Source organism: Parabacteroides sp. merdae-related_45_40, assembly GCF_001915675.1.
In genome coordinates, this window is the sequence record NZ_MNQY01000032.1 from 1 (window position 1) to 24738 (window position 24738).

At 45.0% G+C, this 24738-nt stretch carries 18 protein-coding genes; 3 read left to right on the top strand and 15 right to left on the bottom strand.

Translation table 11 applies throughout. The annotated features are described in order from the left end of the window. Window positions 1-94: 94 nt before the first annotated feature. Window positions 95-922, bottom strand: coding sequence for a DUF4934 domain-containing protein (locus BHV83_RS01955; protein ID WP_286755827.1), 828 nt, complete (start codon window positions 920-922; stop codon window positions 95-97). An 85-nt stretch (window positions 923-1007) separates the two neighbouring features. After that, window positions 1008-2723 carry a beta-N-acetylhexosaminidase gene (locus BHV83_RS01960; RefSeq protein ID WP_286755829.1) on the bottom strand — a complete coding sequence of 572 codons (1716 nt, stop codon included), beginning with the start codon at window positions 2721-2723 and terminating at the stop codon, window positions 1008-1010. An 82-nt stretch (window positions 2724-2805) separates the two neighbouring features. Here BHV83_RS01960 and BHV83_RS01965 point away from each other — a divergent pair, with 82 nt between their 5' ends. From BHV83_RS01965 to BHV83_RS01975, 3 genes are all read left to right on the top strand, one after another. Then, window positions 2806-4470 carry an AMP-binding protein gene (locus BHV83_RS01965; RefSeq protein ID WP_005855185.1) on the top strand — a complete coding sequence of 555 codons (1665 nt, stop codon included), beginning with the start codon at window positions 2806-2808 and terminating at the stop codon, window positions 4468-4470. A 165-nt stretch (window positions 4471-4635) separates the two neighbouring features. Beyond that, entirely contained in the window at window positions 4636-4851 is a 216-nt protein-coding gene (locus BHV83_RS01970) for a PG1828 family lipoprotein (protein WP_057319968.1), read from the top strand. Between the two features lie 81 nt (window positions 4852-4932). Continuing rightward, on the top strand, window positions 4933-7038 hold the full coding sequence (locus BHV83_RS01975; RefSeq protein WP_005865572.1) for an outer membrane beta-barrel family protein: 2106 nt from the start codon (window positions 4933-4935) through the stop codon (window positions 7036-7038). Here BHV83_RS01975 and BHV83_RS01980 read toward each other — a convergent pair. From BHV83_RS01980 to BHV83_RS02040, 13 genes are all read right to left on the bottom strand, one after another. After that, window positions 7033-8343, bottom strand: coding sequence for an NAD(P)/FAD-dependent oxidoreductase (locus tag BHV83_RS01980; RefSeq protein WP_057326801.1), 1311 nt, complete (start codon window positions 8341-8343; stop codon window positions 7033-7035). The two genes, BHV83_RS01975 and BHV83_RS01980, sit on opposite strands and share 6 nt — an antisense overlap. Window positions 8344-8787: 444 nt before the next feature. Next, a complete protein-coding gene (locus BHV83_RS01985) occupies window positions 8788-9633 on the bottom strand; it encodes a helix-turn-helix domain-containing protein (RefSeq protein WP_005865576.1) in 846 nt (281 codons plus the stop codon). Between the two features lie 351 nt (window positions 9634-9984). After that, window positions 9985-11406, bottom strand: coding sequence for a sialate O-acetylesterase (locus BHV83_RS01990; RefSeq protein WP_286755859.1), 1422 nt, complete (start codon window positions 11404-11406; stop codon window positions 9985-9987). A gap of 81 nt (window positions 11407-11487) precedes the next feature. Continuing rightward, window positions 11488-12687, bottom strand: coding sequence for an AGE family epimerase/isomerase (locus BHV83_RS01995; RefSeq protein WP_122370100.1), 1200 nt, complete (start codon window positions 12685-12687; stop codon window positions 11488-11490). Beyond that, window positions 12680-14071 (bottom strand): MFS transporter, encoded by a 1392-nt coding sequence (locus BHV83_RS02000; protein ID WP_286755883.1) that lies wholly within the window; start codon window positions 14069-14071, stop codon window positions 12680-12682. The genes BHV83_RS01995 and BHV83_RS02000 overlap by 8 nt, the downstream gene beginning before the upstream one ends. An 18-nt stretch (window positions 14072-14089) precedes the next feature. Further along, window positions 14090-15262 (bottom strand): glycoside hydrolase family 130 protein, encoded by a 1173-nt coding sequence (locus tag BHV83_RS02005; RefSeq protein WP_286755885.1) that lies wholly within the window; start codon window positions 15260-15262, stop codon window positions 14090-14092. Between the two features lie 99 nt (window positions 15263-15361). After that, window positions 15362-16468 (bottom strand): glycoside hydrolase family 26 protein, encoded by a 1107-nt coding sequence (locus tag BHV83_RS02010; protein ID WP_286755887.1) that lies wholly within the window; start codon window positions 16466-16468, stop codon window positions 15362-15364. An 85-nt stretch (window positions 16469-16553) separates the two neighbouring features. After that, window positions 16554-18020, bottom strand: a complete 1467-nt coding sequence (locus BHV83_RS02015) for a TolB family protein (protein ID WP_005865589.1) — start codon at window positions 18018-18020, stop codon at window positions 16554-16556. A 6-nt stretch (window positions 18021-18026) separates the two neighbouring features. Further along, entirely contained in the window at window positions 18027-19796 is a 1770-nt protein-coding gene (locus tag BHV83_RS02020; RefSeq protein WP_286755891.1) for a DUF6057 family protein, read from the bottom strand. 7 nt (window positions 19797-19803) lie between these two features. Further along, a complete protein-coding gene (locus BHV83_RS02025; protein WP_286755893.1) occupies window positions 19804-21276 on the bottom strand; it encodes a TolB family protein in 1473 nt (490 codons plus the stop codon). Further along, a complete protein-coding gene (locus BHV83_RS02030) occupies window positions 21273-22838 on the bottom strand; it encodes a DUF6057 family protein (RefSeq protein ID WP_286755895.1) in 1566 nt (521 codons plus the stop codon). The genes BHV83_RS02025 and BHV83_RS02030 overlap by 4 nt, the downstream gene beginning before the upstream one ends. After that, window positions 22822-23424 (bottom strand): DUF4369 domain-containing protein, encoded by a 603-nt coding sequence (locus BHV83_RS02035; RefSeq protein WP_286755897.1) that lies wholly within the window; start codon window positions 23422-23424, stop codon window positions 22822-22824. The genes BHV83_RS02030 and BHV83_RS02035 overlap by 17 nt, the downstream gene beginning before the upstream one ends. A gap of 183 nt (window positions 23425-23607) precedes the next feature. After that, window positions 23608-24735: an aspartate aminotransferase family protein gene (locus BHV83_RS02040; protein WP_286755899.1), complete on the bottom strand. Its 1128-nt coding sequence runs from the start codon at window positions 24733-24735 to the stop codon at window positions 23608-23610. Between the last annotated feature and the right edge of the window lie 3 nt (window positions 24736-24738).

Consider the following 24738-nt stretch of genomic DNA (forward strand, 5'->3'; position numbering starts at 1 on the left):
TCCATGCTGTAACTTTTACGTTCTCTTGCTTTGTTTGACATCTTACACACGTTCTTTTAATTGTTAATTGCGTGTGAAGTAAATCTGTATCATGTCAGGGTATGACAGGGATCGTCTTTGTCCTGAACAGGTCGTTTTTTATATCGTCTATCGTGATATTATAACGGAGTTCCTCGGGCGTTCGGTATTTACCTAGATCGAGGACGGCATAAGGAGTTAGCTTCATGTCGTTGGAAACTTTAAATATCGTATCGCAGAACAACTCCTTAAATGCGGCAATCTTATTTCCGTCGAAAGGACGGAACTCATAGGTAAATGTCATGACGAAAGGAGGTTCTGTATAAGATTTATAGTAAGGTATGCTATCCGATATGACTGTATCTTGGCAAAAATAGAACCGAATGGGTGCGTTGCCAGAGAGGTTGGGTACGTGACCTAGGATAACGTTCGTCTTAGGGAGTGGATAAAATCCCCGGATGTTCTTATCCGGAATTTGAATGGTTTGGTGGAATTTCCCTTGCCAATCGTATACCTTTATTCGGATGGGGCTATCTTTTATATAAATAAGATGATCATGAGGTTCTAGTCCGGATATACGACTAAACTCATCCGGACCTCCTCCTTGTTTGCCGATATCGTATAAATATTTTCCTGCCAAGTCGAAAACAGAAGCTCTGTTATCATGCTGCACCAATAGCTTATCGCCGTGTTTAATAATGCGGGAGATGTATTTGATCAAGATTGAGTCATTCGTTTGCAGAGGGATGAATTGGATGGATTTCGCCCATTTCTTTAAGGCTACTTCTTGAGGTTGATGGTCAAAAACAGTTGCTAGGTCAATTGTTATACATTCCTCTGATTTCTCGCTTGTGCCGGTACAAGCGGTTAGTAATATCGCAAATATAATAAGCCATTTATTCATAAAAATATCTTTGTCCTAAAGTTAATAGGACAAAGATATTTAATTTATTTCGAAATATTCGTAATATTATGAAGATTTTGTACTGTTATTTCCAATCCACTAAGGATGATTTAAAATAGTTCCAATCGGCCTTTTCCCATAAGGGGGCTTGCGCACCAAGTCTTACTTTATATTCGTCCCAATGTGTGTTCTCTACTTTGGACCAACCTTTTTCGGCGACACCAGCCAAACGGGGCATTAACAGGAATTGCAGATCTCTGAAATTGGTGATCGTCTCGCACCAGATAGCGGCTTCTATACCCGCTACATCTTTTTGAGGATTCTCTACAGTTGGGTTGAAGGTCATTGGGTCCCAGTCGTACATTTCTTGGATCGTTTGTTTCTCGTAGGCGGCCATACCCAGACGTTCTTGCTCCGCGTTTTGGGTGGAGTCCGCACTTGGTTCCAGATATTTATGGTCCAGATAAACGTAACCGCTCGGCGAGAGAATCACTTTCGCTTTTTTGGATATACCAAGTCCCGGATCTTTTGGTGCCTCTTTCATGAATTCGGCGAATAAGGCCATGATCTCTTTATATTCGGCAGGTATATTATCTTTTTTCTTAGAAGAGTTCTCGCTTTTTTGCTTCAGATAAATCCAGTGCTGGATGACATCGCCTTCCGAGATATCCGCACGGGCGGTTTCTTGCCAGCCGACCATTTTCTTTCCATTCTTCAGTACGATTTCCCGTGTCTTATTTATAAAACGGACGAACTTATCATGGGGTAAGCCGATCGCCTCGTCGCCTCCGATATGAATGTAGTTTCCGGGTGTTAAAGCGGCTAGCTCCGCGATAACATCCTCCGTAAATTGCATCGCTTTCGGATCGTCTACGTCGAGGGCATTGAAGGCCTGCCCCGGGATGTTAACCTTGGTCTTGAATTTGACAGCGTTCTTGAAGTCCGGATAAGCGGCGAATACGGCAGCTGTATGCCCCGGGATATCTACTTCCGGGATGATCGTGATGAAGCGTTCGTTCGCATAATTCACGAGATCCTTGAATTCCTCTTGCGTATAATAGCCTCCTTTTCTGCCGTTGTTGGGAAGTTGACCTCCTATTTCCGCTAGCTCGGGATATTTCTTGATCTCGATACGCCAACCTTGGTTATCGGAAAGATGCATATGCAGTACGTTCATTTTATATAAGGCGACCATATCGATCACTTGTTTCACTTCCTCGGGATCGAAGAAGCAACGAGATACATCGAAAGAGAGTCCGCGCCAAGCGAAACGAGGTGCGTCCTTCACTTCCAGTAGCGGTAGATAAATCTTCTCGCCTCCGGGCTGTAGGTTACCACCCACGATTTGTTTCAAGGTAGTGATACCTCGATAGATACCTTCTAGGGTAGTGGCCTTGATGTAGATGTTTCTCTTTTGGATGGAGAGGGAGTAAGACTCATCTACGGGGACACTATCTTTCGGACTCAATCCATAAGCTTTTGGCAGGTCGGCGAACTCTTTCGGATCTGTCAACTCGAGGAAGATGATGCAATTCGATTCTTTGTCTGAGGCGGAAGCCAGCTTGATGCCGGACAACTTTTCTATCTCGTTGGATAGCAACTCGCCCATACCCTTTAAGGATTCGTCCGCATAACCGATCTCGATGCCGGGATGGATCGTGAATGTACCTTCGCCTACTGTCATTTGGGCCGGAGCGGGGATAATGCTTACGTTTCTTTCTCCAACATCTGGGGATGAACAGGCGATAAATGTAATAAAACTACAGAGGGTCAATGCCCATGCGAGAGTGATTCTTTTCATTCTTATTTTAAATTTATAGGTTATATCATGGCAAAAGTAAGGATTTGTTTTTACTTTTACGCGAATTTCACAAAAGTGTGCTATGATCAAAGAGAATTTCATTAAGATTTACGAGGAGAGTTTCAAGGAAAACTGGGCCTTGCCGGCATTAACGGATTACGGGAAAAGTAAAACCTTTACTTTCGGTGATGTAGCAACGGAGATCGCACGTATTCATCTTTTATTCCATGAGTGCCAAGTCCGTCGTGGAGACAAGATCGCGTTGATCGGTAAAGACAGCTCCCGTTGGTGCATCGCTTATATGGCGGTTGTTACTTATGGGGCGATTATCGTGCCTATTCTTCAGGACTTTAATCCGAATGATGTACATCATATTATTAACCACTCGGAATCTGTCTTTTTGTTTGTTAGCGACCGGATTTGGGATTCTTTGGAGGAAGATAAGATCGAAGAGGTTCGCGGTGTATTCTCTCTTTCTGATTATCGTTGCTTGCATCAACGGGATGGGGAGAATATCCAGAAGTTGATGAAATCGCTGGATGAGAAGATGACCGAGAAATATCCGGATGGTTTCACCCAAGAGGATATCAAATACGCTGAGCTGGATAATGACAAGGTGGTAGAGATCAACTATACATCGGGTACGACCGGATTTAGCAAAGGGGTTATGTTGACGGGGAATAATTTAGCCGGAAACGTGACGTATGCCCGGACACTGGATCTATTGTTCCGGGGTGAACGTGAGTTATGTTTCCTGCCTCTGGCCCATGCCTATAGTTGCGCTTTCAATTTATTGGTACCCATGGCATTCGGTGTGCATGTCTATTTATTAGGTAAGGTGCCGTCTCCTAAAATCTTATTAAAGGCATTCGAAGAGGTGAAGCCGAACTTGATCTTGATGGTTCCCCTGATTTTGGAGAAGATCTATAAGAAGATGATCCTTCCTCAGTTGAATAAGCGAACCTTGAAGTTGGCCTTGAATATCCCACTGTTGGATTCACGTATCTATGCGCAGATCCGCAAACATTTGGTGGATGCCTTGGGAGGACGTTTCCGTGAAGTGATCGTGGGGGGCGCCGCCATGAATCAAGAAGTAACGGATTTCTTGTATAAGATCAAATTCCCGTTCACGATCGGTTATGGTATGACGGAATGTGGCCCGTTGATCAGTTATGACCATAATAATGAGTATGTGCCCGGTTCTTGCGGACAGATCTTGAAAGGGATCATGAAAGTCCGTATCGATTCGGAAGACCCTTATAATAAGGTAGGCGAGATTCAAGTATCGGGCGAGAACGTAATGAAAGGCTATTATAAGAATGATGAGGCAACCCAAAATGTCTTCACGGAAGATGGCTGGCTAAGGACGGGTGATTTGGGTACGATCGATCATGACAACCGTATTTTTATACGTGGACGTAGCAAGACGATGATCTTGGGCGCTAGCGGACAAAATATTTATCCGGAAGAGATTGAATCCAAATTGAACAATTTGCCATTCGTGATGGAGAGTTTGGTCGTGGAGAAAAACGGGAAATTGATCGGGATGGTGTATCCGGATTACGATACGGTGGATAGTACGGGTATCTCGCATACGGATCTTCCAGTTATCATGGAACAAAATAGGATAGAGTTGAACAAGCTCCTGGCTCCTTACGAAACGATCTCGGAGATACAATTGTATCCGACAGAATTTGAGAAAACACCGAAGAAAAGCATTAAGCGTTACCTATACAGTAATTATTGATAAATAAATAGAAAGCAAACGCAGCTAATATTCAGCATATTGTAAAAGCGGTAGAAAATAATTCAAAAAAAAACGTCTTATGTTGTACAACATATATGATTAATACATACATTTGCATCGTTTTACAACAACAAGATATTATAGACCGTTTAAATTAAGAACAAAATGAAAAAGTTAGTTGCATTTGCTGCTGTTATCGCAGCTGTATCATTCGCATCTTGTGGCAACAAATCTGCTGAAACTACCGAATCTGTTGCTGAAACAGAAGAGGCTACTGTAGTTGAGGAAGCTCCTGTAGTAGAAGAGGATGCTGCCGCTACTGATTCTGTAGCTGTTGAGGTTACTGACTCTGTTGCCGTAGAAGCTGCTCCTGCTGAATAATAATCAGTAAACGAGTTTTGAGGACAGTCTGTATGCGTTGAACATACAGACTTTTTTTGTTTATAAACCATAGATAATGATATGAGACAAATTTTACTTCTTCCATTGGCCGCTCTATTGGCTATGCCGGTATTCTCGCAGACTCCTGCCGATACGACGCTTACGATCCGGAATATAGAGATTCAGGGTACCCGTTTCGCCGGGTTGAGCGAGAGGGGCGGGATGAAAATCTTGCGGGTAGATAATAACTTGAGTAGCGTTACCAATACGGCGGCGGATGCTTTTCGCCAATTGCCTTCTGTCATAACCGATATGGAAGGAGCCGTTACATACAGGGGCTCCGGTAATGTCGGGATGCTTGTCGATGGAGTTCCTTACGGTTTGCTGGAAGAATATAGCGGTGACGTGCTGATCCAACTTCCCGCCCTGTTCTTTAACCAGATCTCATTAGGGGCATTTCCTCCGATTAATGCGGTGCCGGATGGTGATGTGGGCATACTCAATCTGGTGCCTCGTATGTATGGAACGGGAGATTCCCCTCTATATGTTACGCTTGGGGCGGGATGGAATGAGCGATATAACGCAGGAGCGGTATTGAATTTGCATCCCGGAAAATTCCATATCAACGCGAAATACAATTATAGGAGGGAATACCGGGAACGATCTTTCAGCAAATCGACCGCGACCGCTAAAAACCGGACGGAGATGAATAATAATGCCACGGCTCGTCCGGACGTACATGTGGCGGATATGAAAGTAGACTATGATCTTTCCGCGAAAGACCGGATCACCGTGCATGGCCTGTATCATTTGATGGATTATAGCCGGTATGGACGCATTAACAACCGGGTATTCAACCCGAAAGGGGAGCAAATGAAGTACGTGATCCGTAACCGGTATAACGACCAGCGTCAGGAAGCTTATGCCGCCGAAGCGTATTGGAACCATGAGATTTCGGAGAATCAAGGTTTTTATACCGTATTCAACTATAATAATTTCTCGTATGATGAGGATAATGATTTCAAGAATGAGAATCCTCAAAACGGGAATATCGTCTCGGAGGATAACCAATCTATCGACCATACGAAACATAATTATTTCTGGGGATTTGGATATGGGCAGGAGATCGATGGTTGGGATTTCAAGCTTGGTTATATAGGTCGTGCGCGAAACGAGGATTATCTGACGGCTGCTTTTGATAAGGTGGACGGTAGTTTTGAGCTAAGTCCGGCGAAATCGTATAATTACGATTTCAAACGTTATCTGAATTTGATCTATGCGGACGTGGTTAAGAATTGGGGCGCTTTTAACGCGGAGATAGGGATACAGGCGGAATTTAGTCATTTTAAGATGAATGAGTTTAGCCCTTCTTGGATCAACGACCCTTATTGGCAGGGGATAAAAGGCAAAGAGAACAAGAGCTCTCGTTTTCATTTGTATCCTCGTGCCCGTTTTACTTATGAGGTGAATAAGAGCAATCGTTTAAGCTTGAGTTATCAGCAACGGGTGATTCGTCCGAATGGCAGCTATTTGTGCTCTTTCTTGAATAACAGTGATCCTACCCATATCATACAGGGGAATCCGGGCTTGAAGGATGAGTTTATCCATAACGTAGAGCTAGGATATCTGTTTTCGGCTCCCCGTTTTCGTTTGACTCCGGCTATTTATTACCGGAATCGTACGAATCGTATCATGGAAACCGCTAGCCAAGTAAATGACGAGACGGTTTGGAAGAAAGAGAATATCGGACATAGCCAAGCAGTCGGAGCCGACTTGTCCGGTAGCTGGAATCCGGTACGTATCTTGACGGTCGGTTTCTCCGGGGATATCTATCGGGACGAGATCGATGGGCGTACGATAGGCTATGGCGAGAAGAAATCCTTGGTTTGCTGGGATGTGAAGGGGAATGTGAACGTAAGTATTACGCCGACTACGGATTTTCAGGTAGACGGCTTCTACGTTTCCGACCAGCTTACGCCTCAAGGTAAGATCAAAGGCCGTTATAGCGTAAATGCCGGTCTCTCTCAATATTTCCTCAATCGTAAATTATGCGCGAACTTAAGTATCAACAATATATTCGATAGTTTAGAAGAAACAACGATTATTGATGCCCCGAACTTAGAAATGACGCAAAAGCGCAATCGTGATGCCCGGGTAGCTTGGCTTACGTTGACTTATCGTTTATAAAGTAGGTTCCGTGCCCTGTGTTCCATCTTGTTTGTGCTTTTGGATGAACAAGATGAAACGCATGGAACGGTCGTACGTGAAATAATTCCAGATCCAGTCGATCAGTACAATTAGCTTATTCTTGATTCCTAAGATGGAACGTAAATGTACGAGCATCCAAACCAACCATGCCGTAAATCCATGTAATTTCACCTTATTTAAATCGGCAACCGCTTTATTCCTGCCGACAGTAGCTAAAGTTCCCAAATTCTTATAATGGAAAGGTCTCGGTTTTTTTAGAGCCTCGATCCGTTGTAGATTTTCGGCTAATAACTCACCTTGCTGAATCGCTACCTGAGCGACTTGCGGATGTCCGTTTGGGTAATCCGGTTCTGCCATCCAGCAGACATCTCCTATGGCGAATATATTGGATAAGCCTTTTACTTGATTACATTCATTGACGATAATCCGTTCCCCCCGGGTCAAGAGTTCTCCTTCGATATGATCGAAATGCACCGCTTTCACACCACTTACCCAAAGTAAGGTTCTAGTGGGTATGGTTTGTCCGTCATCTAAGAAAACGTTCCCATCCTTATAGTCCACGACACGCTTCTGAAGAATGATGTTAACGCCCATATCCACAAGGAAGCGTTTAGCGTTGGAGGAGGCTTCCGGAGACATGGCCCCTAGTAATTTAGGGGACCCTTCTATCAGATAGATATTCATATGAAAGTTTCCTAGATCCGGATAGTCTTTCGGCAAAACAAACCGTTTCATCTCGGATAAAGCGCCGGATACTTCTACACCTGTAGCCCCTCCACCTACAACTACTATATTTAGCAAAGCTTGCTTCTCGTCTGGGTCCGTACAAGTAGTCGCTTTCTCTAAATTAATTAATAAGGTGTCTCGTAAAGCTAACGCCTCTTCTACCGTTTTCATGGGTAGAGACTGTTCCTCGATCGTTTTGTTTCCAAAGAAGTTGGTGATAGTTCCAGCGGCGATTACAAGATAATCATATTCCAATTCGCCGATGGAGGTTTGAATGGTATGCCCTTTCGGATTGACGCCATATACCTCTGCCAACCGGAAGTAAAAGTTCTTTCTCTTCTGGAATATCTTTCGATATGGAAAGGATATTTCATTATATTCTAAGCCGGAGGACGCTACTTGATAAAGCAAGGGAGGAAACTGGTGATAGTTGTTCTTGTCGATTAAGACTACTTGAAACTTGCTCTTTTTCAATTTCTCAGCTAGTTTTAACCCTCCAAATCCGCCCCCGATAATTACGACCCGCTTTTTGTCTGTGTAAGGAATGTTGAAGCCCATGATCTAAACGCTTTTTTTATATAAACATAGAAAGAAGCGAATTGGTTCTTCCGTTAATTATTAATGAATGTAAGCGGGTAGAGGCTTTATTTACAGGAAGGTTTATCGTGTTTCGGGGAAATACGTTTCTTTACCTTCCGCTTCAATCGCAAAAACTGCAATATGGAAAGTATACGCATCAAGATTATGAATAAGATAACCCCTAGCAAAATATAGCAAATTATCGGCGATGTCATTTTACCCTCTTCTTCACAAATTTTATCCCAGTCTTTAATTTGGAATAGTAAAACATAAAAAAATATGGTGGTCATTATACACTATCTTTTATTAGATCATCCATACGGATAGGTGTCTAAAATCAATGAGGCAAAGATAAATGAGTATAACTTATTAGGAGTTATACAACTTGACAATTTAAATGTATATTCTGATAGGGGGTGTTTTTTACAATGATTTAAGTTTTTTCCTTAGCTCCGTGGGACTATATCCAAAGCGTGCCTTGCAAAATTTGTAGAAATGCGAATGCGAGGAGAAATCGAATTCATCTATTATATTCTTAAAATCATCCTCGCTGTTAGCTATGGCGACCAATAGTCGTTTGGATTTCTCTTGCATCAGCCATTCGTAGGCTGGAATACCGAAAACTTTTTTAAACTTCATCCGAAAGGAATTTACTCCGTAACCTATCATTTGAGCTAGATCTGTTACTGTTTTAGCTTTTATATAATTCTCGGCGATGAGTCTCTCAAACTCTGCTGAATGCGTACTTGATAAATAGAAAAAGTAGTCTAATTCCTCTTTTCTATAAAGCTTTTTCAGTAAGTAGAATAATTCCGTTCTCTTTAATTCATACAAAGGGTAGTTCAGGAAATTATTTTCAAGATATTGTCCGACAAGTTCTAGAAAACCGTATAAAGGTTCCACTATTTTCAGTTCTATCCACTTAGAGATAGGTTGAGGTAATATTCCGTACGGATGTTGGTAATACGGTAACTCATTCATCGTTAAACTGTCAAAAAAGAAAATGATGATTTTTGAACCTAGGGTGATATCATATGTATAATTTTCAAATGATCTTAGAAAGATCATATACTGTTCACCGATTGTTTTCTTTTCTTCTTTAGTGGAATATATAGTTATGGATCCGCTTAAGATAAAAATAATCATATCGCTGGATAAACCAGATAAGGTTTGTGTTATTTCCTCTGACATCAATATGATACTAAAGCCAGCGTGTAAGATTCGGTTTTCAGATGTTTCCGGAGAAATTCTGTTAATAAGCTTGTTCATGAAATTATTGTTATTTAGTTTGTTATACAAATATTTCCCCCTTCAGTAAATCTAGATGCAAAAAAAGCGCAATGTATTAGTATGGTCTGTATACAAACTATCATTTTTTGTATACATTATGATATGAATGAAAAATAAATAGGAATCAGAGGAGGTCTCTGATTCCTTGTAAAATAAGATCTCCCATTTTTTTATGGGAAGAATTAAGTTTACTAATACTTTAGGAGGGTAATTTCTATTATCACAATAGAATGAAATAAAAACTAAATACGTCTTACAAATGAAAATAAGACATTACGTATGAACAAGCTTGAATATTATAACGTATTGTGTTTTATTTTCTAAGTCGTTTTATTTATCCGTGCGGAATGGAAGCACCGGTAATCCTTGTATGTTTTGCAAGTTGCCAATTTGGAAATTCCGGAAACCATAACGAGCGGCTATTGGGGCTTTTACGCCCGGAGCTGAGATAATAACGGTTTTCTTGTTAGCGTCTATAGTTGCGTTTGCCTTGTGGAAACGCATGTCTTTTCCGGCTATCTCGAAGCCTATGATCCCGTTATCTCGATTGAAGCCATCTTCCGCATTCTTGAAAAAAAGAATGATTTTATCTTTATCTATTTCCATATGATCGTATTGGGGGCCCTCACAAGCGATGGTTGTATAACCATAGGTTTTGTTTAGAGCCATATAACAAAGACGCTCACCGATCTTTTGTTTCTCTTTGGGGTGTATTTGCCGTTTCTCGTAATCCTGTACCAGATCGTTCGTGGAAACAATACCGCTATTGGGGATCAACCGGATGGCTTTGTATTGCTCTTCACGAAGGTATGCGGCTTGGTCTCCTTCTCCATATTCGTAAGGGGCGATTTCTACCAGATAGAAAGGTAATTCTCCTTGTCCCCATAATCCTCTCCAATGTTCTACCATTGTCGCTAGGCGTTTAGCGTAGTCCGGGTGTCCGACATTTGACTCTCCTTGATACCATAGGAAACCTCTGACCGTATATTTGCTGGCTGGTTTCAGCATTCCGTTATACATGATCATGGGTTGTAGCATCGGATGGATTTTCTCATCGTTACCCGCTAAGGATAGATCGATATCGCTATAATTTAGCAGGATGTCTTTAGGCAACCAACCTTCCACTGTGGAGCCGCCCCAGCTACAATTGATGATACCTACCGGCACGTTCAACACCTCGGTCAACAGGGTTGCGAAGAAATAGGCGGTAGCTCCGAACTCCGGGGCGTTTCGCGGATCACATACTTTCCATTCGCCACCTACCGGATAATCTTTCGGTTCCAAAGCTCCGACCCGTTGGATCGTAGCGTAACGGATCGAGTTCTTATATTTCCCGGATGTAGCGATAGCGTGGTTACCTCCCTCGATAGGGCAGTGCCAGAAACCTCTTAATGGCATTTCCATATTGGATTGGCCGGAACCGAACCATACCTCGCCGATCAGAAGATCATGCAAGACAATCTTGTCTTGTCCATTCTCTAATGTTAACTGTTGCTTTTCGAAACTGGCCGAGGGCGTCTGAACCCAGATTTCCCATCTGCCTTGATCGTTTACTTGGGCCGTGTATTCCGTATTGTCCCAAGAACTACGGACTTTCAGGCTTGAATTTGGGGTTGCATTTCCCCAGAGCCGTACTTTAGTGGCTTGTTGGAGTACCATGTTGTCACCTACCAAAGCTGGCAGCTTGATCTCGGCCCGGAGGTTCACCAAACCGAGAAGGAGGCCGATCGCCATCCAATAGAATTTGTTCATATCGCTTGTTTTTTTGATGTCGGAAACTTCCGACGGTTGTTAATCTGATAAAAAAGAGCCGGCAGGCGGTCTTTCGGACGGCTATTCGCCGGCAAGTCGTTCGATAATCTCCATACACATCCGTCCGTTGTGATAGGGACATTTCCAGAAACCGGCCTTGTCATCCTCGCGATTGATCTCGTGATCGAGCGATACGCTCCAATGCCATTCCCCTTGTTCCTTGTCGATCAAATAACGCTGAATGAATTTCCAGCATGTATAGGCTGTGCCTAAGGCAGGCTCATCTCCGAAATGTTGATACAAGTTGAAATGACCCACTACATTCTCGGCTTGCACCCACCAATGCAGGTCCGTGTCGGCTTTCTTCTCATCCGGGTGATACTCGTAAATGAGGCTACCGTTCGCTAATAACCCGTCTTCGGCCGCTATCGCTATCTTTTGAACCAAAGGCTCTACTTTCTGAAGGATCTCGTTGTCTCCCAATTCGATAGCGGCCTCATGCAGTAACCAAGATACCTCTATATCATGACCGTAGGAGATGATACGGTATTTGCTTTCCCAATCCTCGTTGAAAAAGAGGTTTAAATGATAGGTACGGTGATCCAAAATCTTGTCGGTGAAAATCAGGATCAAGTTTCGGAGTTGTTTTTTGAGGTGCTCGTCTTTCCATACCCGATACAAGTTAGTATAAGGTTCGAGGATATGCAGATGGGTGTTCATAGTTTTTTTCTCATTCTCATCCTTGTCGCTTAGTCGCATATCCTCTATCAGTTTCCAGTCTTTCGTAAAGGCTTCCATATAACCGTTCTTTTCCGGGTCGAAACTATATTGTTCGATCGCCTTGAAGAGACGGATCGCATAATCCAACGCTTCTTTATCTCCGGTAGCCCGGTTGTACTCGCTTAATCCGTAGATAGCGAATCCTAAGGCGTAGATTTGCTTTTTGGTTTGCACGGGTTGACCGGTATAGTCTAATTCCCAGTAAATACCCTCGAATTCTTGGTCGTAGAATTTATCGATAAGGTAACGTTTGGCACGGGTCGCCGTTTCCAGATATTCCGGCTTTCGTAATAAACGGTATGCGGCGGAGAATGTCCATAGGATACGGGCGTTCAAGATGGCGCCTTTAGGGGCATGTACGACTCGTTGATTGTTTCCCGTGATTTGCCCATGGAAACCGCCATACTCACTATCTATCATTCGGTTCATCCAGAAAGGGAGGATATTGTTCTCTAGCTCCCATTGAACCTCGTTTTGTAAATCTTCGGTGATTTTATTCATTTGTTTCTTTTCTTTTGGTTTCTAACGTAGCGGTGATTTCCTTCATCTTTGTCTCGCTAAGCGGGTAGAAGGCGATAAATACAACGGACAGGATTGTACCTACGGCCGGTAAGAAACTGAGGAACATCTTGATTCCGCTAATCGTTTCCTCGCTTTGTACGGTATTGGCCTGAAACCCGAAGAAAGCGAGTAGCCAGCCTGTGATAGCCGTGCCGATCGCCCATCCGAATTTCTGGCTCATGGACGAAGAACTGAAGATCAATCCTGTGGCACGGTTCCCGGTTTTTAGTTCCGAGTAATCCGTGCAATCAGCGTACATGGACCAAAGTAAGGGGAAAATACTACCGGCGCAAATACTGATGAACACTTGGATCGTGAATATCAGGGCTATATCCGTCTTGTCGAGCCAGAAAAAGAGGATGCTTAAGACCGAGGCGATCAGCATGGAGCCCATATAGGTTCTTTTCTTTCCGATCCGGTTGCTTAATGGGGCGGCCAAGATTACTCCGATAATGTTTGCCGCCTGTCCTACCGCCAGATATAATCCGCTTAAGACGAAGGAGACTCCGAAAAGAGATACATTGGCATAGGCTTCCTCAACGATAAAGTATTTGAAATAATATACGGTAGCCCCGTCGCGGATGGAATTGAAAACCAGAGCGGAGACACCTGCTCCCAATAGTATCCACCAAGGCTTGTTGCGCAATAGGTCTCTCAAGTCATCTTTTAACGAGCCTTGTTGCTCTTTAATCGGTTTTACCCGTTCTTTTGTCCATGCGAAACATCCATAAAAGAGAATGGCGCACAGGATAGCGATAACTACGACCGCTAGGGTCCATCCATGTTGTTGATCCGCCAATTCATCGCTATTTCCGCTAAAGAAACGCACCATCGGCATGAATAGCAACAGGGCTATAAAACTGCCGATATAGGCGAATACCATGCGGTACGTAGAAAGGGTATTACGGTCTTGCGGCAATGGACTCATTACTCCAAGCAAGGATGCGTAAGGCACGTTTATGGCGGAGTACACCATCATCATCAAGGAATAGGTGATATAGGCATAGATCAAATTACCTGTTTGTCCGAAAGAAGGAGTCGTGAAAGTGAGCACTCCGATAGCGGCGAACGGGATCGCCAGCCAAAGCAAATAAGGGCGAAATTTTCCCCAGCGTGTTTGCGTACGATCCGCCGCGACGCCGACAATCGGGTCAAAGACCGAGTCCCATATACGAGTTATCAAGAACATCGTACCTACGGCTGCTGCCGGTAATCCGAATACGTCCGTATAGAAAATCATCAAGTAAGCGCCAAACAGTTTCCAGAACATGGACGATGCCATGTCCCCGAAACCGTAGCCTATCTTCTCTGTTAGTTTAATCATATGAGTGGTTTTTGTAGGTTATTTCAGGAGTGGAAGATTTCGATCGATCAGCTTTTTCAGCGTCTCGACAGATGCGGTCGTAGTCAGCCCGTCGGCCGGAGTGTTCATGCAGTAATCTACCAATTTATCGATTGTGGATACAGCCACGTGCATACGGGTATCGGAGGATGCGTAGTAAATATATACGGTTCCATCCTCATCCGCGATCCATCCGTTAGAGAATAAAACGTTGGATACATCGCCGATCCGTTCCTCATTTTCCGGAGCCATGAAATAGCCGGCGGGTGTGGCGATAGGTCTCGTGGGATCTTCCAACGCGGTCATATACATATAAAGCACGTAACGTAATCCGGCGGCGCATCCCCGTACGCCATGGGCGAGATGTAACCAGCCTCTCGGTGTTTTGATCGGGTGGGGGCCTTCGCCATTTTTCACTTCCTTGATCGTATGGTAGTAACGTTGGTCGATGATGGTTTCTTCCTTGACTTCGGCGTGCGTGATATCATCAATCAAGGCCCATCCGATACCACCGCCACTTCCCGCGTCGATAAATCCGTCTTGGGGGCGGGTGTAAAGGGCATATTTACCATTTACGAATTCTGGGTGTAATACGACGTTACGTTGTTGGCTCTTGGTCTTTAAATCCGGGAGACGTTCCCAGTTTCTCAAGTCTTTTGTCCGGGCGATAGCTGCCGTGGCGGTTGCCGAGGATAGATCTCCGGGAGCTGCGTTCGGGTCATGGCGCTCGGCGCAAAAGATTCCGTAAACCCAGCCGCCTTCATGAGCGGTTAGGCGCATGTCGTAAATATTCGTGGCCGGGACAAGATCGTCCGGCATGGTTACCGGGTAATCCCAAAAACGGAAATTGTCTACTCCGTTCGGGCTTTCGGCTACGGCGAAGAAGGATTTACGGTCGCTTCCTTCTACACGTACCATTAATATATATTTACCATTCCATTTGATCGCGCCGGAGTTCATGGTTGCGTTCATGCCGATGCGTTCCATCAAGTAGGGGTTTGTCTTTTCATTTAAGTCATATCTCCAGAAGATCGGGGTATGCGCGGCTGTCAGTACAGGGTGTTGATAACGGGTGAAGATTCCGTTTCCGTCTTCTAAAGGGATATTTTTCCGGCTTAACAAGGTTTCGTGTTTAGCGAAGAGTTCGTTTACTTTTTCTTGAAATTGTTCCATGATGTTTTTGCTTTAAATGATATTATCAGATGGTGGGAGACGGGGCACGCCCCGTCTCTACAACTGGATATGACGTGATTTATCTGGTTATGTATGATGTTATTTATATAGGTTGATATCGGAGGCGAACAATGTTTTCGGATTTTCAAAGAACTTCTTGAAATCCTCGGCAGAGGCTTGTCCGGGATAAGGGCCAAAGAAGTGAGTGACTTTTTCACGGGCGTTTCTCCATACCAATACATAAGCGACCGGATATTTCTCCATGGCAGGCAGCAGGGTTCCCGTCCACCATGTGGAGTCTGGTATCCCTTCGTAGCCGGTCTCCGTGACCGCTATGATCTTATGGTTGGCTTTGCCTATGCTGTCTATTACGGAAAGACTGGTATCCATGCTTTTCAAGAAGAAATCCTTATCTTCCCGTTGGTAAGCGTCGAAGCCTAGGACGTCGATCAAGTCATGTCCGGGGTAACGTTCCAGATAAGACGCTTGATCCTGCGGCTCTGTACCTGTGGAATAAGCGTATACGATCTGGTCTGTTGCTCCGTGAGCGTTTAGATAATCGGCGGTCATTCGCCATAGCGTCTTGTATTCATCCGTGGTACATAAATTCTGTCCCCACCAGAACCAACTTCCGGTGTGTTCGTGCCAAGGACGGAATAGGACGGGAATCTTGGTGCCATCGCTTGTTTTCAAGGAAAGGATGAAATCATTCACTTTGCCTAGCCAACTTTGGAATTTCTCATAGTTCTCCCCTTCCGGAAGGATCGATTTCACGACAGCATGGTCTGATACGTCCCAAGCGTCCCCTCCGGTTTTAGGGTTACGGGGATGCCAACTTAAAGATACCAAGCCTCCCCGGTTATATTGGTTGATGATTTCCTTGCGTATTTTCTCGAAAGGTACTTTATCAAGGCTTTTATCTCCCCCGAGTTCGATCTCTCCAAGGTCAAAGCTGATAACGGCCGGATAATCGCCGCATACTTTTTGCACGTCTGAGCCTCCTTCGTCAAATTCCCATCCGATCCCATAAACCGTATCATCGTGATGTCCGAACATGATTCCTTTTTGTGGAATCGCACGTAGGTTCTCTATTAAACGTTCTCTCGGCGAAACCTGTTCGCTTGTCGGCTCTAGTCCTTTCTTCGATGGTGAACAGGCGATTAATGCCCCTAGGCATAACATGGTAATTAATTTCGTGTTCTTCATGATAATTGTCTTTCTTTATGAACGCGAATGTAAGAGGTATCGGGCAGACAATCTAGTATTATTTTATCGGATAGTGGTATTATTTTTATTTCTTAGCTTGTACCTGTATACGTTCTTTCGAGGTTATCTTCTTCTCAAATACCCTTGTGTCGATCTTGATAGGCTCGCTCGTGAAATCCGGGACATTATAGGAATAGACAGAGCGATCGTAATAGGTTTCCGGATCTTCTTGGGGAAGGAGAAAGGGCTTGCTTATCTTGCCATTCTCATCCATGCTAGCCAGATAAAGGCGGGTATAAAGGCCGTCACCCCGGCGGCTACTGAAGACAAACCAGCGGGAGTTGCTACTCCAGTTGTGAAAGCTTTCGGTGTCATCGCTATTTACTTCGGATAGCTTGCGGAGGTCTCCGCTTGTCAAGTCCAGTAACCATAGATCCGCCTCTTTATGCCAGATCGAAAAGTTTCCGTAATCGGATAAGGTGAACATAATATATTTGCCGTCATAGGAAGGACGGGGGAAAGATACGCTTTTCCCTAAAGCCTCAGCGTTCACCAATGTATCGATACGGCTCCCGAATGTACCGGCAGAGGGATCAAAATCTATACTACATAAATTATATCTTATCTCTTTATATTCTTCGGGAATCTTTTTAGCCTCGGCGGAACAAAAGTAAAGCGTACGACCATCCGGGGAGAATGCGGGGAAGGTCTCGAACCTGTCTTTCTTTTGCAAAGAATCGCAAAGAAGTAGACGATGATCTGCCGGATGGTAAACGACTACATCAGATTCCAAATCCAAGACTTCTACCCGCTCGTCCTTAACCGTATGGAACGATTGCCGGGTGTTGTTCGTGGAATACGCTATATATTCGCCTCCGGGATGCCAGTAGGGATAGACGCAAGCGGCGATTGTCTGATCTGTTTTCGTGTTGAGGTATTCATCCTTATTGCCGGTTCTCATAAAAGTGGCTCCATGCGTTCCTCGGATGTGAAGACTGAAATGGCTCGGGTCCGTACGATTGAAGGCATGGCAGTTTACGCACATACCTTTGACCAGCGTGTTTTCCACCAAAGGTCTTTCTTTATGAGACGATAGATCACGCTCATAAATACCCATACGGCTATAGACTTCATAACCGGGAGCGATCTTTCGGTATACTAGGCCGTAATCGATCGGGTGGGGGCTGATGTACATGGGGAAAGGTTTGTAAGTACTCCATTTACCCTTTTGCTTGATACTGACAGTAAAGAGTAAACTATCGCCTTGATTGGAGTTGAGCAGTTGCTTCCACTCTTTTTCCGGGAAATTGACATGCTTCGCGTTTATATGTACCTCTTTGCCTTGGTGCCCTTTTACGATAACATCTATCCGCTCATAGGAGGTATCCGTATAAGAGAAATTCATTGGAGCTATCGTGGCGGGAACTGTTACCCCGATATAATCCGGATAGATGGACGGGTATTTCTCTATTTGTTCGGGGGATACCACCGAATCCCCACAAGCGGTAAATAACGCTATACATATACTATATAATAAGATAAGCTTTCTCATGGCCGTTTATTTTCTGAATAATAAGTAATACCAAAATGTCTTCTCGTATTTCGGGCGAAGGATAGGCTCGGAGTCTTTCTGCGTCATATAGACACGGGCGAACTCGCTTACCCCTTCCAATACGTTGCGGGAGATGCTCCAAGGAAGGCCTTGGAAATTAGGATGCTGCTGTGTCCAAATGAAAATCAATGCCTCTTGATAAGAGATGGGTATGTGGTTATAGCCCAGATCTTTTCCCAGCGGATAATATTTCATGAAACGTTCCAGATCCTTCTTTTGCAAGACATAGGCTAACATATACTCGAAAGCCATCCGGTTACTTTTGTTATGTTGCAGCAATAAGCCTAGCATGACATCCATTTCCGTGTCGCTAAACAAGAAATCTTCCGTATATCGGGCTTTTCTCAACCATCCCCATTCGGGATGCTTCTCTATCTTTTCATCGTTATTTAGGTAGCTCATGGCATGGGTCGCCCATTTCTTATAGAACAAGGTATGCTGCAAAGCCCGCAGGTATTTGGCGGCGACAGCGTATTGTCCATTGATCAAGTTGGTCTCGGCCAGACGCATATAGGCACGTCCGCTTTTCTTATAGTCGGGGATAGCCTCCATCGCCTCGAACATATAGCGCTGTGAGGAGTTGATCATTCCCAGATGATAGAATATCTCGCTGGTTGGGAGCGGTGAGGTAAAATCTCTTTGGAAGGTCGGGATCAATCCTTCCGTTCCATTCTGGTAGAAATGGAACATGCGATCCCCTAATTGTCCGGTCTTGGCGAGAGCCAGATTTAAGCAGGTCACGGAGAAGGGGGAATTAGGCTCTTTGTTTTCTGCCGCCTTGATGATCTGGTTCCATTGTTTCATGCGGGTGAGGTAGTCGTATTTCATAGCCTCCTCCTTATCCGAATTGCTGGCGGCGTGAATCCATGTGCCACCACCGATAAGGAGCAGGGTGGAGATAATACCCATCCATGCCTTAGTGCTCTTTACGGGTGGGGGAAGTAAAGCAAGTGCCCCGGGGGTTATGGCAACGGTAGCAATAACAACTAACAGGGTGTTGGGAACGATCATGGGGAAACGATAATAATCGATGCCGGTCATGAGGCTAAGCAATGGATATTGCGTAAGGCTTTGTGCCAATAGGGGGCATAGGATTCCAAGCAAGATGTAGATAGGAATCCAAATATAGGATTTGTTGTATGTGGCTGGCACGGATTTGATGCAATGCCCGATTATTACTCCGATCACGAAGATGAAATAGGCCCCACCACCTACCACCCAGTAGAGCACCGGCATCATTAGGAGCGTATAGATAATTCGTCCCCATGAATGAGCGGTTTTTCGCTGGATGACTAGAGCGAAGAGGGCGAGAGTTATGGAGACGGGGAATGCCAGCAGGGCATTCTCATCACATAAAAATACCCAGAGCAGGATGGAAGGGAGAAAGCTGAGCGGATACCAAAAGTCGGAAGCCCCCATTTGTTTGGCCAGCCAGTTTATTTGCCGTTGGATAAGCACGAGAACGATCGCCAAGATCGTAGCCCCTGCCCAAGCGAAATAATAGAACTGCGTCAGGAACTCCGCTATATATTCAGCGATGCCTCCGGGATGGAGACATTTGTCGATTCCATATTCCGGCGTGAATAGGAATAACTGGAATTGCTCGTGGTAATGTAAATGATGAGGATAATAAAGTCCCCAAAACAGGCAAATCGCACAGCCGAATAATAAGGAGGCGATTCCTCTTATGTATCTATATTTACGTGTATTTTCCATGATTCTATTATTTAAAAGTCTCAGCTTCCTCGTCGTAGTAGATCTCTTGTACATCTTCAGCGTCGAAAGGAAGCTCGCTAGTGGATAATTCAGGTATATTATAAGATTTCAACGTGATATCGTAATGTTCCGGATCCTCTTGCGGGAGTACGAACGGTTTATAGGCTTTTCCCGTACTATCCACGTAAGAGAAATAAGGCTTTCCGTATAGTCCGTCATCCCGCTTACTGGCAAAGACAAACCAATGGCTGTTAGAGGACCAGCTATGGTAGGTATCCGATTTATCGGAGTTGACGGCAGGTAAGGTATCTATCTTCCCGGTCTGGAGGTTCATCATATGCAGGTCTGTTTCTCGGTGCCAGATCGGGAAGGTTCCATAATCGGCTACCGTGAAAAGCAGGTATTTACCGTCGGGCGATATCTTGGGATGGCAGGCGGAGCCATTATGCTTCTGGGCATCCCATACGGTCTCGATCCGTTGTCCCCATTCCTTGGTATCTTTATGGAAAGATATGCGGCATAGGGAATATTTTAGGTTATGGATACTATCGGGCAACGGCTGGAGAGGAGCGGAACAATAATAGATCCAGTTCCCATCGGGCGAGAAAGTTGGGAAAGTCTCTAACTCATCCTTCCGGCTAGTCAATGGGGAGGTGATGAGTTGTTTCTTTCTGAAATCTGCGACCATTAGGTCGGAGGTCGTATCATAGACTTCCAACCGCTTACTTCCTAACGAATGAAAAGCAGGGATGATAATATTCGTGGAAAAAACGGCGAACTGCCCCGATGGATGGAAATCGCCATAGACAGCCCCATTCGGCAGACTGTCGTTGCTCAGTTTCAACTTCCTCAAATGTCCGTTACGGTTCAGCAGGGTGCCTCCTTGCTTTCCCCGTAAATGGAACATGGATAAACTTCCTTTCTTATTTCCGTAAATATGGCAGTTCATGCAAGAACCGTCGGTATCATTGTTGTCGGCGATAATCCGTTCTTCAAAAGAATTAATTTCCCGTTCGCATAATTGGATTTTGTTCCATACCTCGTAGCCGGGTTCTATAAGCCGGTAGCTTATATAACTATCCAGTTTCTCCGGAACTACTTGCCAGTAGAAAGAGGGGTAACGAAACCATTTACCCTTGATACGGGCGACTACGGTTATTTGCAGGCGGTTGCCCACTTCCTGCTCTAAAAGGCTTTCCCATAGGCTTAAAGGGAAAATAGCTTTCTTTCCGAAAGATAATCGTATTTCTTTCGATTCCCCTTTTAAGGTTACTTGCATCGCGTCCGCTTCATTTCTCAACAAGAAGTTGAGAGGGGCGATATTCGTGGGAATCATGATATCCGTATAATCGGGATACATGGGGATCGGGTCTGTGGTATCCTCTATTTGCTTCGGTGTAGGGGTACATCCTGCCAGCAAGCAGATAATCCAAACGAGGTAATAGGTTATGTTTCCTTTCATGATTCTTGTTTCTTTCATGGTTTACTCTCCTTTCCGGGTTCTGTGGTCGCAAAATGGTAATAGAACCAATAGGTCTTGCCGTATTTCTCCTTCAAGCTCGTGTCCTTTGCTTCATAAAGCCGGGTATAATCGGCGAATTCCTTCGCTATCTCTACCGGGATTTGGTATTTTATAAGCTCTTCCGCACGGATATTGCCTTGGCGGGCGAGATTGATCAACATGGCCTCGGCGAAAATGGGACTAGATACCTTGCCCGGCACATAATCTTCCCCAAAAGAACGGAGATCTTTGGAGAGTAAATGATAGCAGAGTAAGTATTCGTAAGCGCGGAGGTTTCCGGCGTTCGAGGCTACTAAGTTCCGTAAGGAAGTCACGGCATCGTCTCCGAGGCGCAGTTGGTCTTGGGTAGGGATGTATCTGCGTTTCTTCTCCAGCCAATCCTTTACTTGCGGGGTTTGCTGACCGGGCATCCTCTTTTCGGCCCAGCTTTTATGAAGGAGTGTCTTGTCTAATATACGCAGATATTTAAGAGCCGCCCCATCATCCCCATTGACCAGATTGATTTCAGCCAGCCGTTTTATCATACGGCTACCTGAATTGCGGGGAGAGAAGATCATACTTAGCATGGCGCAGTGCTCGGCCATGGTCATATCTCCTAACGTGAACCATATCTCGTTGGCGAACAAGATGGAGAGAAAAGAAGAGGATGGGCCCACGGGGAGGATCAGTCCTTTCGTTCCCGGTTGGTTCCACGCTAGGAGGTTCCGGGAGAGAGATACGGGTGAGTTGATCTCGGAGGAATGCGTTGCATTGTACAGGTTCCGGTAATAGGTCGCCCAAAGGATTTTCCGGTCTGTCCCAAGCTGTTTATTCATCTTTTGTACATTTCCGAAATAATGCTCCGCATCGAGGCCGAGTACATACTCCCGGTCGAGATCCGGTTTACTCCACCAAGTGGTAGCTGGATATTGGGTCGCTGGAAGAAGCAATATACCTGCCGCAAGCAGGACACTTAGTTTTTGATGGTGCGCTATGATTCCGGCGGCCAGCATAAGGGCCAGACAGAGCCATGCCCCGTACCCAAAACACCAATAGCAAAGGAGCATGGCGGGAATACAGGTAAGAAGACGTTGCCCCTCGGTTTGGCTCCGGCTATATAAAAGGAAAACACCTTCTGCCCCGACCAAGGAGAGAGTCGCGGATAACGGATACGCAAGTCCGCAAGACCTTCCGGTCTCCCATAATACAAGCAGTATCATAAGAGGAAGGGCGTATCTCTTGCTGACGAATTGCCGGAATGTCCGATAGGTAAGCAGGGCGAATAAAGTTAAGACAGCGCTTAGGATGAACGGGCCTCCCCCGATATAATAAAAGAATTGCGTGAGGAAATCGCCGGCGAGACAAGCCAGCCACGCTTCCTCTTGAAAATATCCACGGAGAAACTCTCCGCTATACAAGAACAGCATCATTTGCTCTTTGTGGAACAAATGATAGGGGTACATCCAGAAGAAGAAAGCAAAGATCGCTATCGCCAATACCGCCAGCGTGATCGATAGATCCTGTTTAATGATTCGCTTCATCCAGTTCCTTTCGTTGTTCTTCGGTTAAGGAGGGTTTTATCATCTTATAGAGGAATTTCCCGACCGTTTGGTTGATATGTTCTCTCATGAACGCATAATTAAAAGCTTGCGTCTCTACCTGCAAGGAATCCCGTGTCTGCTTGATGCGGATGGAATCTTCCGGCGAACAAGTCTTAAGTGCTGTCCATAGGGCATAGGATTCGCCATCGCTCTTTTGCTTCCGGTCTTTCCAATGTTGCAAGGCATCGTTTTGCGGTGTACCGGATGCCGAGCTGATGGAGTCTATCCGTACCGAGGTCACGCCCGGTTCCGTTACGACCAGTAGCTCTTGGAACTTGAGGCGCAAAAGGATGCGCATACGGAGGACTTTCATCTCTTCTCCTGTTCCTTGGAAGGTAAACCGTGCGTTCTCTATTCTCGTGGAATCTATATTCTCTATCGAGGCGTTTTCCATGGGAGCCAGATAAATCCATTCCCCATCCTGCTGCGTGGTGGGTAGGGTGCCTTCTATTATGTATTTGGAATCGTTAGATTGACAGGCAAATAGGCACAACAAAGTGAATACTCCTATAAATAGATATTTCATCGATCGTGTTCATTAGTAATTAGAGACTCAAAGTTTAGACTGCGTAAAGTTAGTGTTTTTTCGGAAAAGGGAATGATGTTTTTTTGACAAAGGGTGATACTTAATTTACTTAGTTGTAGAGGAGGTATGAAAAAAGGAGGATGCTGATTAAGACATCCTCCCTTTTTATGAAATAAAGAACAATTAAGCGTTTAGGACTTTCTTGAAGCGACGGATAAATTCCTTGGCCTCATCCATCGTCAAGCAAAGCGGAGGAAGCAGACGGATCGTATTGGTTCCGGCTACACCCGTGAATACTTTCTCCTCGAAGAGAAGTTTGCTACGCACTTCCTTGATAGATTCCTCGAACTCGATACCGATCATCAAGCCACGACCCCGGATTTCCTTGATACCCGGAAGTTTATGCAACTCCTCCAATAAATAGGCACCCACTTTCGCCGCGTTATCGATCAAACGCTCGTCTTCCATAATATCAAGAACGGCGATAGCGGCCGCACAAGCCAGATGGTTACCGCCGAAAGTAGTGCCGAGCATACCATAAACCGGCTTGAATTTCGGGCTGATCAATAACCCACCCATCGGGAAGCCATTGGCGATACCTTTCGCTACCGCGATTAGATCCGGCTTGATACCGGCGTATTGGTGCGCGAAGAATTTACCGCTTCTTCCATATCCGGATTGAATCTCATCCAAGATCAGACAAGCGTCATAAGTCGTACACAGGTCGCGTAACTCACGCATGAAATCATCTGTTGGCAATTGGATGCCACCTACACCTTGGATACCTTCGATGATCACGGAAGATACATCCCCCTTCTTCAATTCTTCCCGGACGGCGGAAGCGTCGTTCAAAGGAAGATAAGTAACCGCCAGATCCTCGTTTACCGGAGCGATGATTTTCGGGTTATCCGTGACACGGACGGCGGCGGAGGTGCGGCCATGAAAGGCGTGCTTGAAAGCGATCACCCGCTTCTTGCCGTTATGGAAAGAGGCCAGCTTTAACGCATTCTCGTTCGCCTCCGCTCCGGAGTTGATCAAGAACAACGAATAATCATCGTAGCCGGAAGCCTTCCCTAGCTTGTCCGCTAATTTTTGTTGCAAGCTATTGATAACCGAGTTCGAATAAAAGCCTAATTTATTTACCTGCTCGGTAATCGCCTTTACGTAAGTAGGGTGGCTGTGACCCACCGAGATTACGGCATGCCCGCCATATAAGTCGAGGTACTCATTTCCCTCGGTATCCCATACATGACATCCTTTGCCTTGTATGATCTCTATATTAAATAATGGATATACGTCAAATAAATTCATCTT

Excerpts from the sequence above, each read along its gene's own strand:
- BHV83_RS01985 (WP_005865576.1), bottom strand. The coding sequence starts at position 9,633 with ATGAACAAGCTTATTAACAGAATTTCTCCGGAAACATCTGAAAACCGA.
- BHV83_RS02005 (WP_286755885.1), bottom strand. The coding sequence starts at position 15,262 with ATGGAACAATTTCAAGAAAAAGTAAACGAACTCTTCGCTAAACACGAA.
- BHV83_RS02035 (WP_286755897.1), bottom strand. The coding sequence starts at position 23,424 with ATGAAATATCTATTTATAGGAGTATTCACTTTGTTGTGCCTATTTGCC.
- BHV83_RS02000 (WP_286755883.1), bottom strand. The coding sequence starts at position 14,071 with ATGATTAAACTAACAGAGAAGATAGGCTACGGTTTCGGGGACATGGCA.
- BHV83_RS02015 (WP_005865589.1), bottom strand. The coding sequence starts at position 18,020 with ATGAGAAAGCTTATCTTATTATATAGTATATGTATAGCGTTATTTACC.
- BHV83_RS01975 (WP_005865572.1), top strand. The coding sequence starts at position 4,933 with ATGAGACAAATTTTACTTCTTCCATTGGCCGCTCTATTGGCTATGCCG.
- BHV83_RS02020 (WP_286755891.1), bottom strand. The coding sequence starts at position 19,796 with ATGGAAAATACACGTAAATATAGATACATAAGAGGAATCGCCTCCTTA.
- BHV83_RS01960 (WP_286755829.1), bottom strand. The coding sequence starts at position 2,723 with ATGAAAAGAATCACTCTCGCATGGGCATTGACCCTCTGTAGTTTTATT.
- BHV83_RS01955 (WP_286755827.1), bottom strand. The coding sequence starts at position 922 with ATGAATAAATGGCTTATTATATTTGCGATATTACTAACCGCTTGTACC.
- BHV83_RS01965 (WP_005855185.1), top strand. The coding sequence starts at position 2,806 with ATGATCAAAGAGAATTTCATTAAGATTTACGAGGAGAGTTTCAAGGAA.
- BHV83_RS02010 (WP_286755887.1), bottom strand. The coding sequence starts at position 16,468 with ATGAAGAACACGAAATTAATTACCATGTTATGCCTAGGGGCATTAATC.
- BHV83_RS02040 (WP_286755899.1), bottom strand. The coding sequence starts at position 24,735 with ATGAATTTATTTGACGTATATCCATTATTTAATATAGAGATCATACAA.
- BHV83_RS01990 (WP_286755859.1), bottom strand. The coding sequence starts at position 11,406 with ATGAACAAATTCTATTGGATGGCGATCGGCCTCCTTCTCGGTTTGGTG.
- BHV83_RS02030 (WP_286755895.1), bottom strand. The coding sequence starts at position 22,838 with ATGAAGCGAATCATTAAACAGGATCTATCGATCACGCTGGCGGTATTG.
- BHV83_RS01970 (WP_057319968.1), top strand. The coding sequence starts at position 4,636 with ATGAAAAAGTTAGTTGCATTTGCTGCTGTTATCGCAGCTGTATCATTC.
- BHV83_RS01980 (WP_057326801.1), bottom strand. The coding sequence starts at position 8,343 with ATGGGCTTCAACATTCCTTACACAGACAAAAAGCGGGTCGTAATTATC.
- BHV83_RS02025 (WP_286755893.1), bottom strand. The coding sequence starts at position 21,276 with ATGAAAGAAACAAGAATCATGAAAGGAAACATAACCTATTACCTCGTT.
- BHV83_RS01995 (WP_122370100.1), bottom strand. The coding sequence starts at position 12,687 with ATGAATAAAATCACCGAAGATTTACAAAACGAGGTTCAATGGGAGCTA.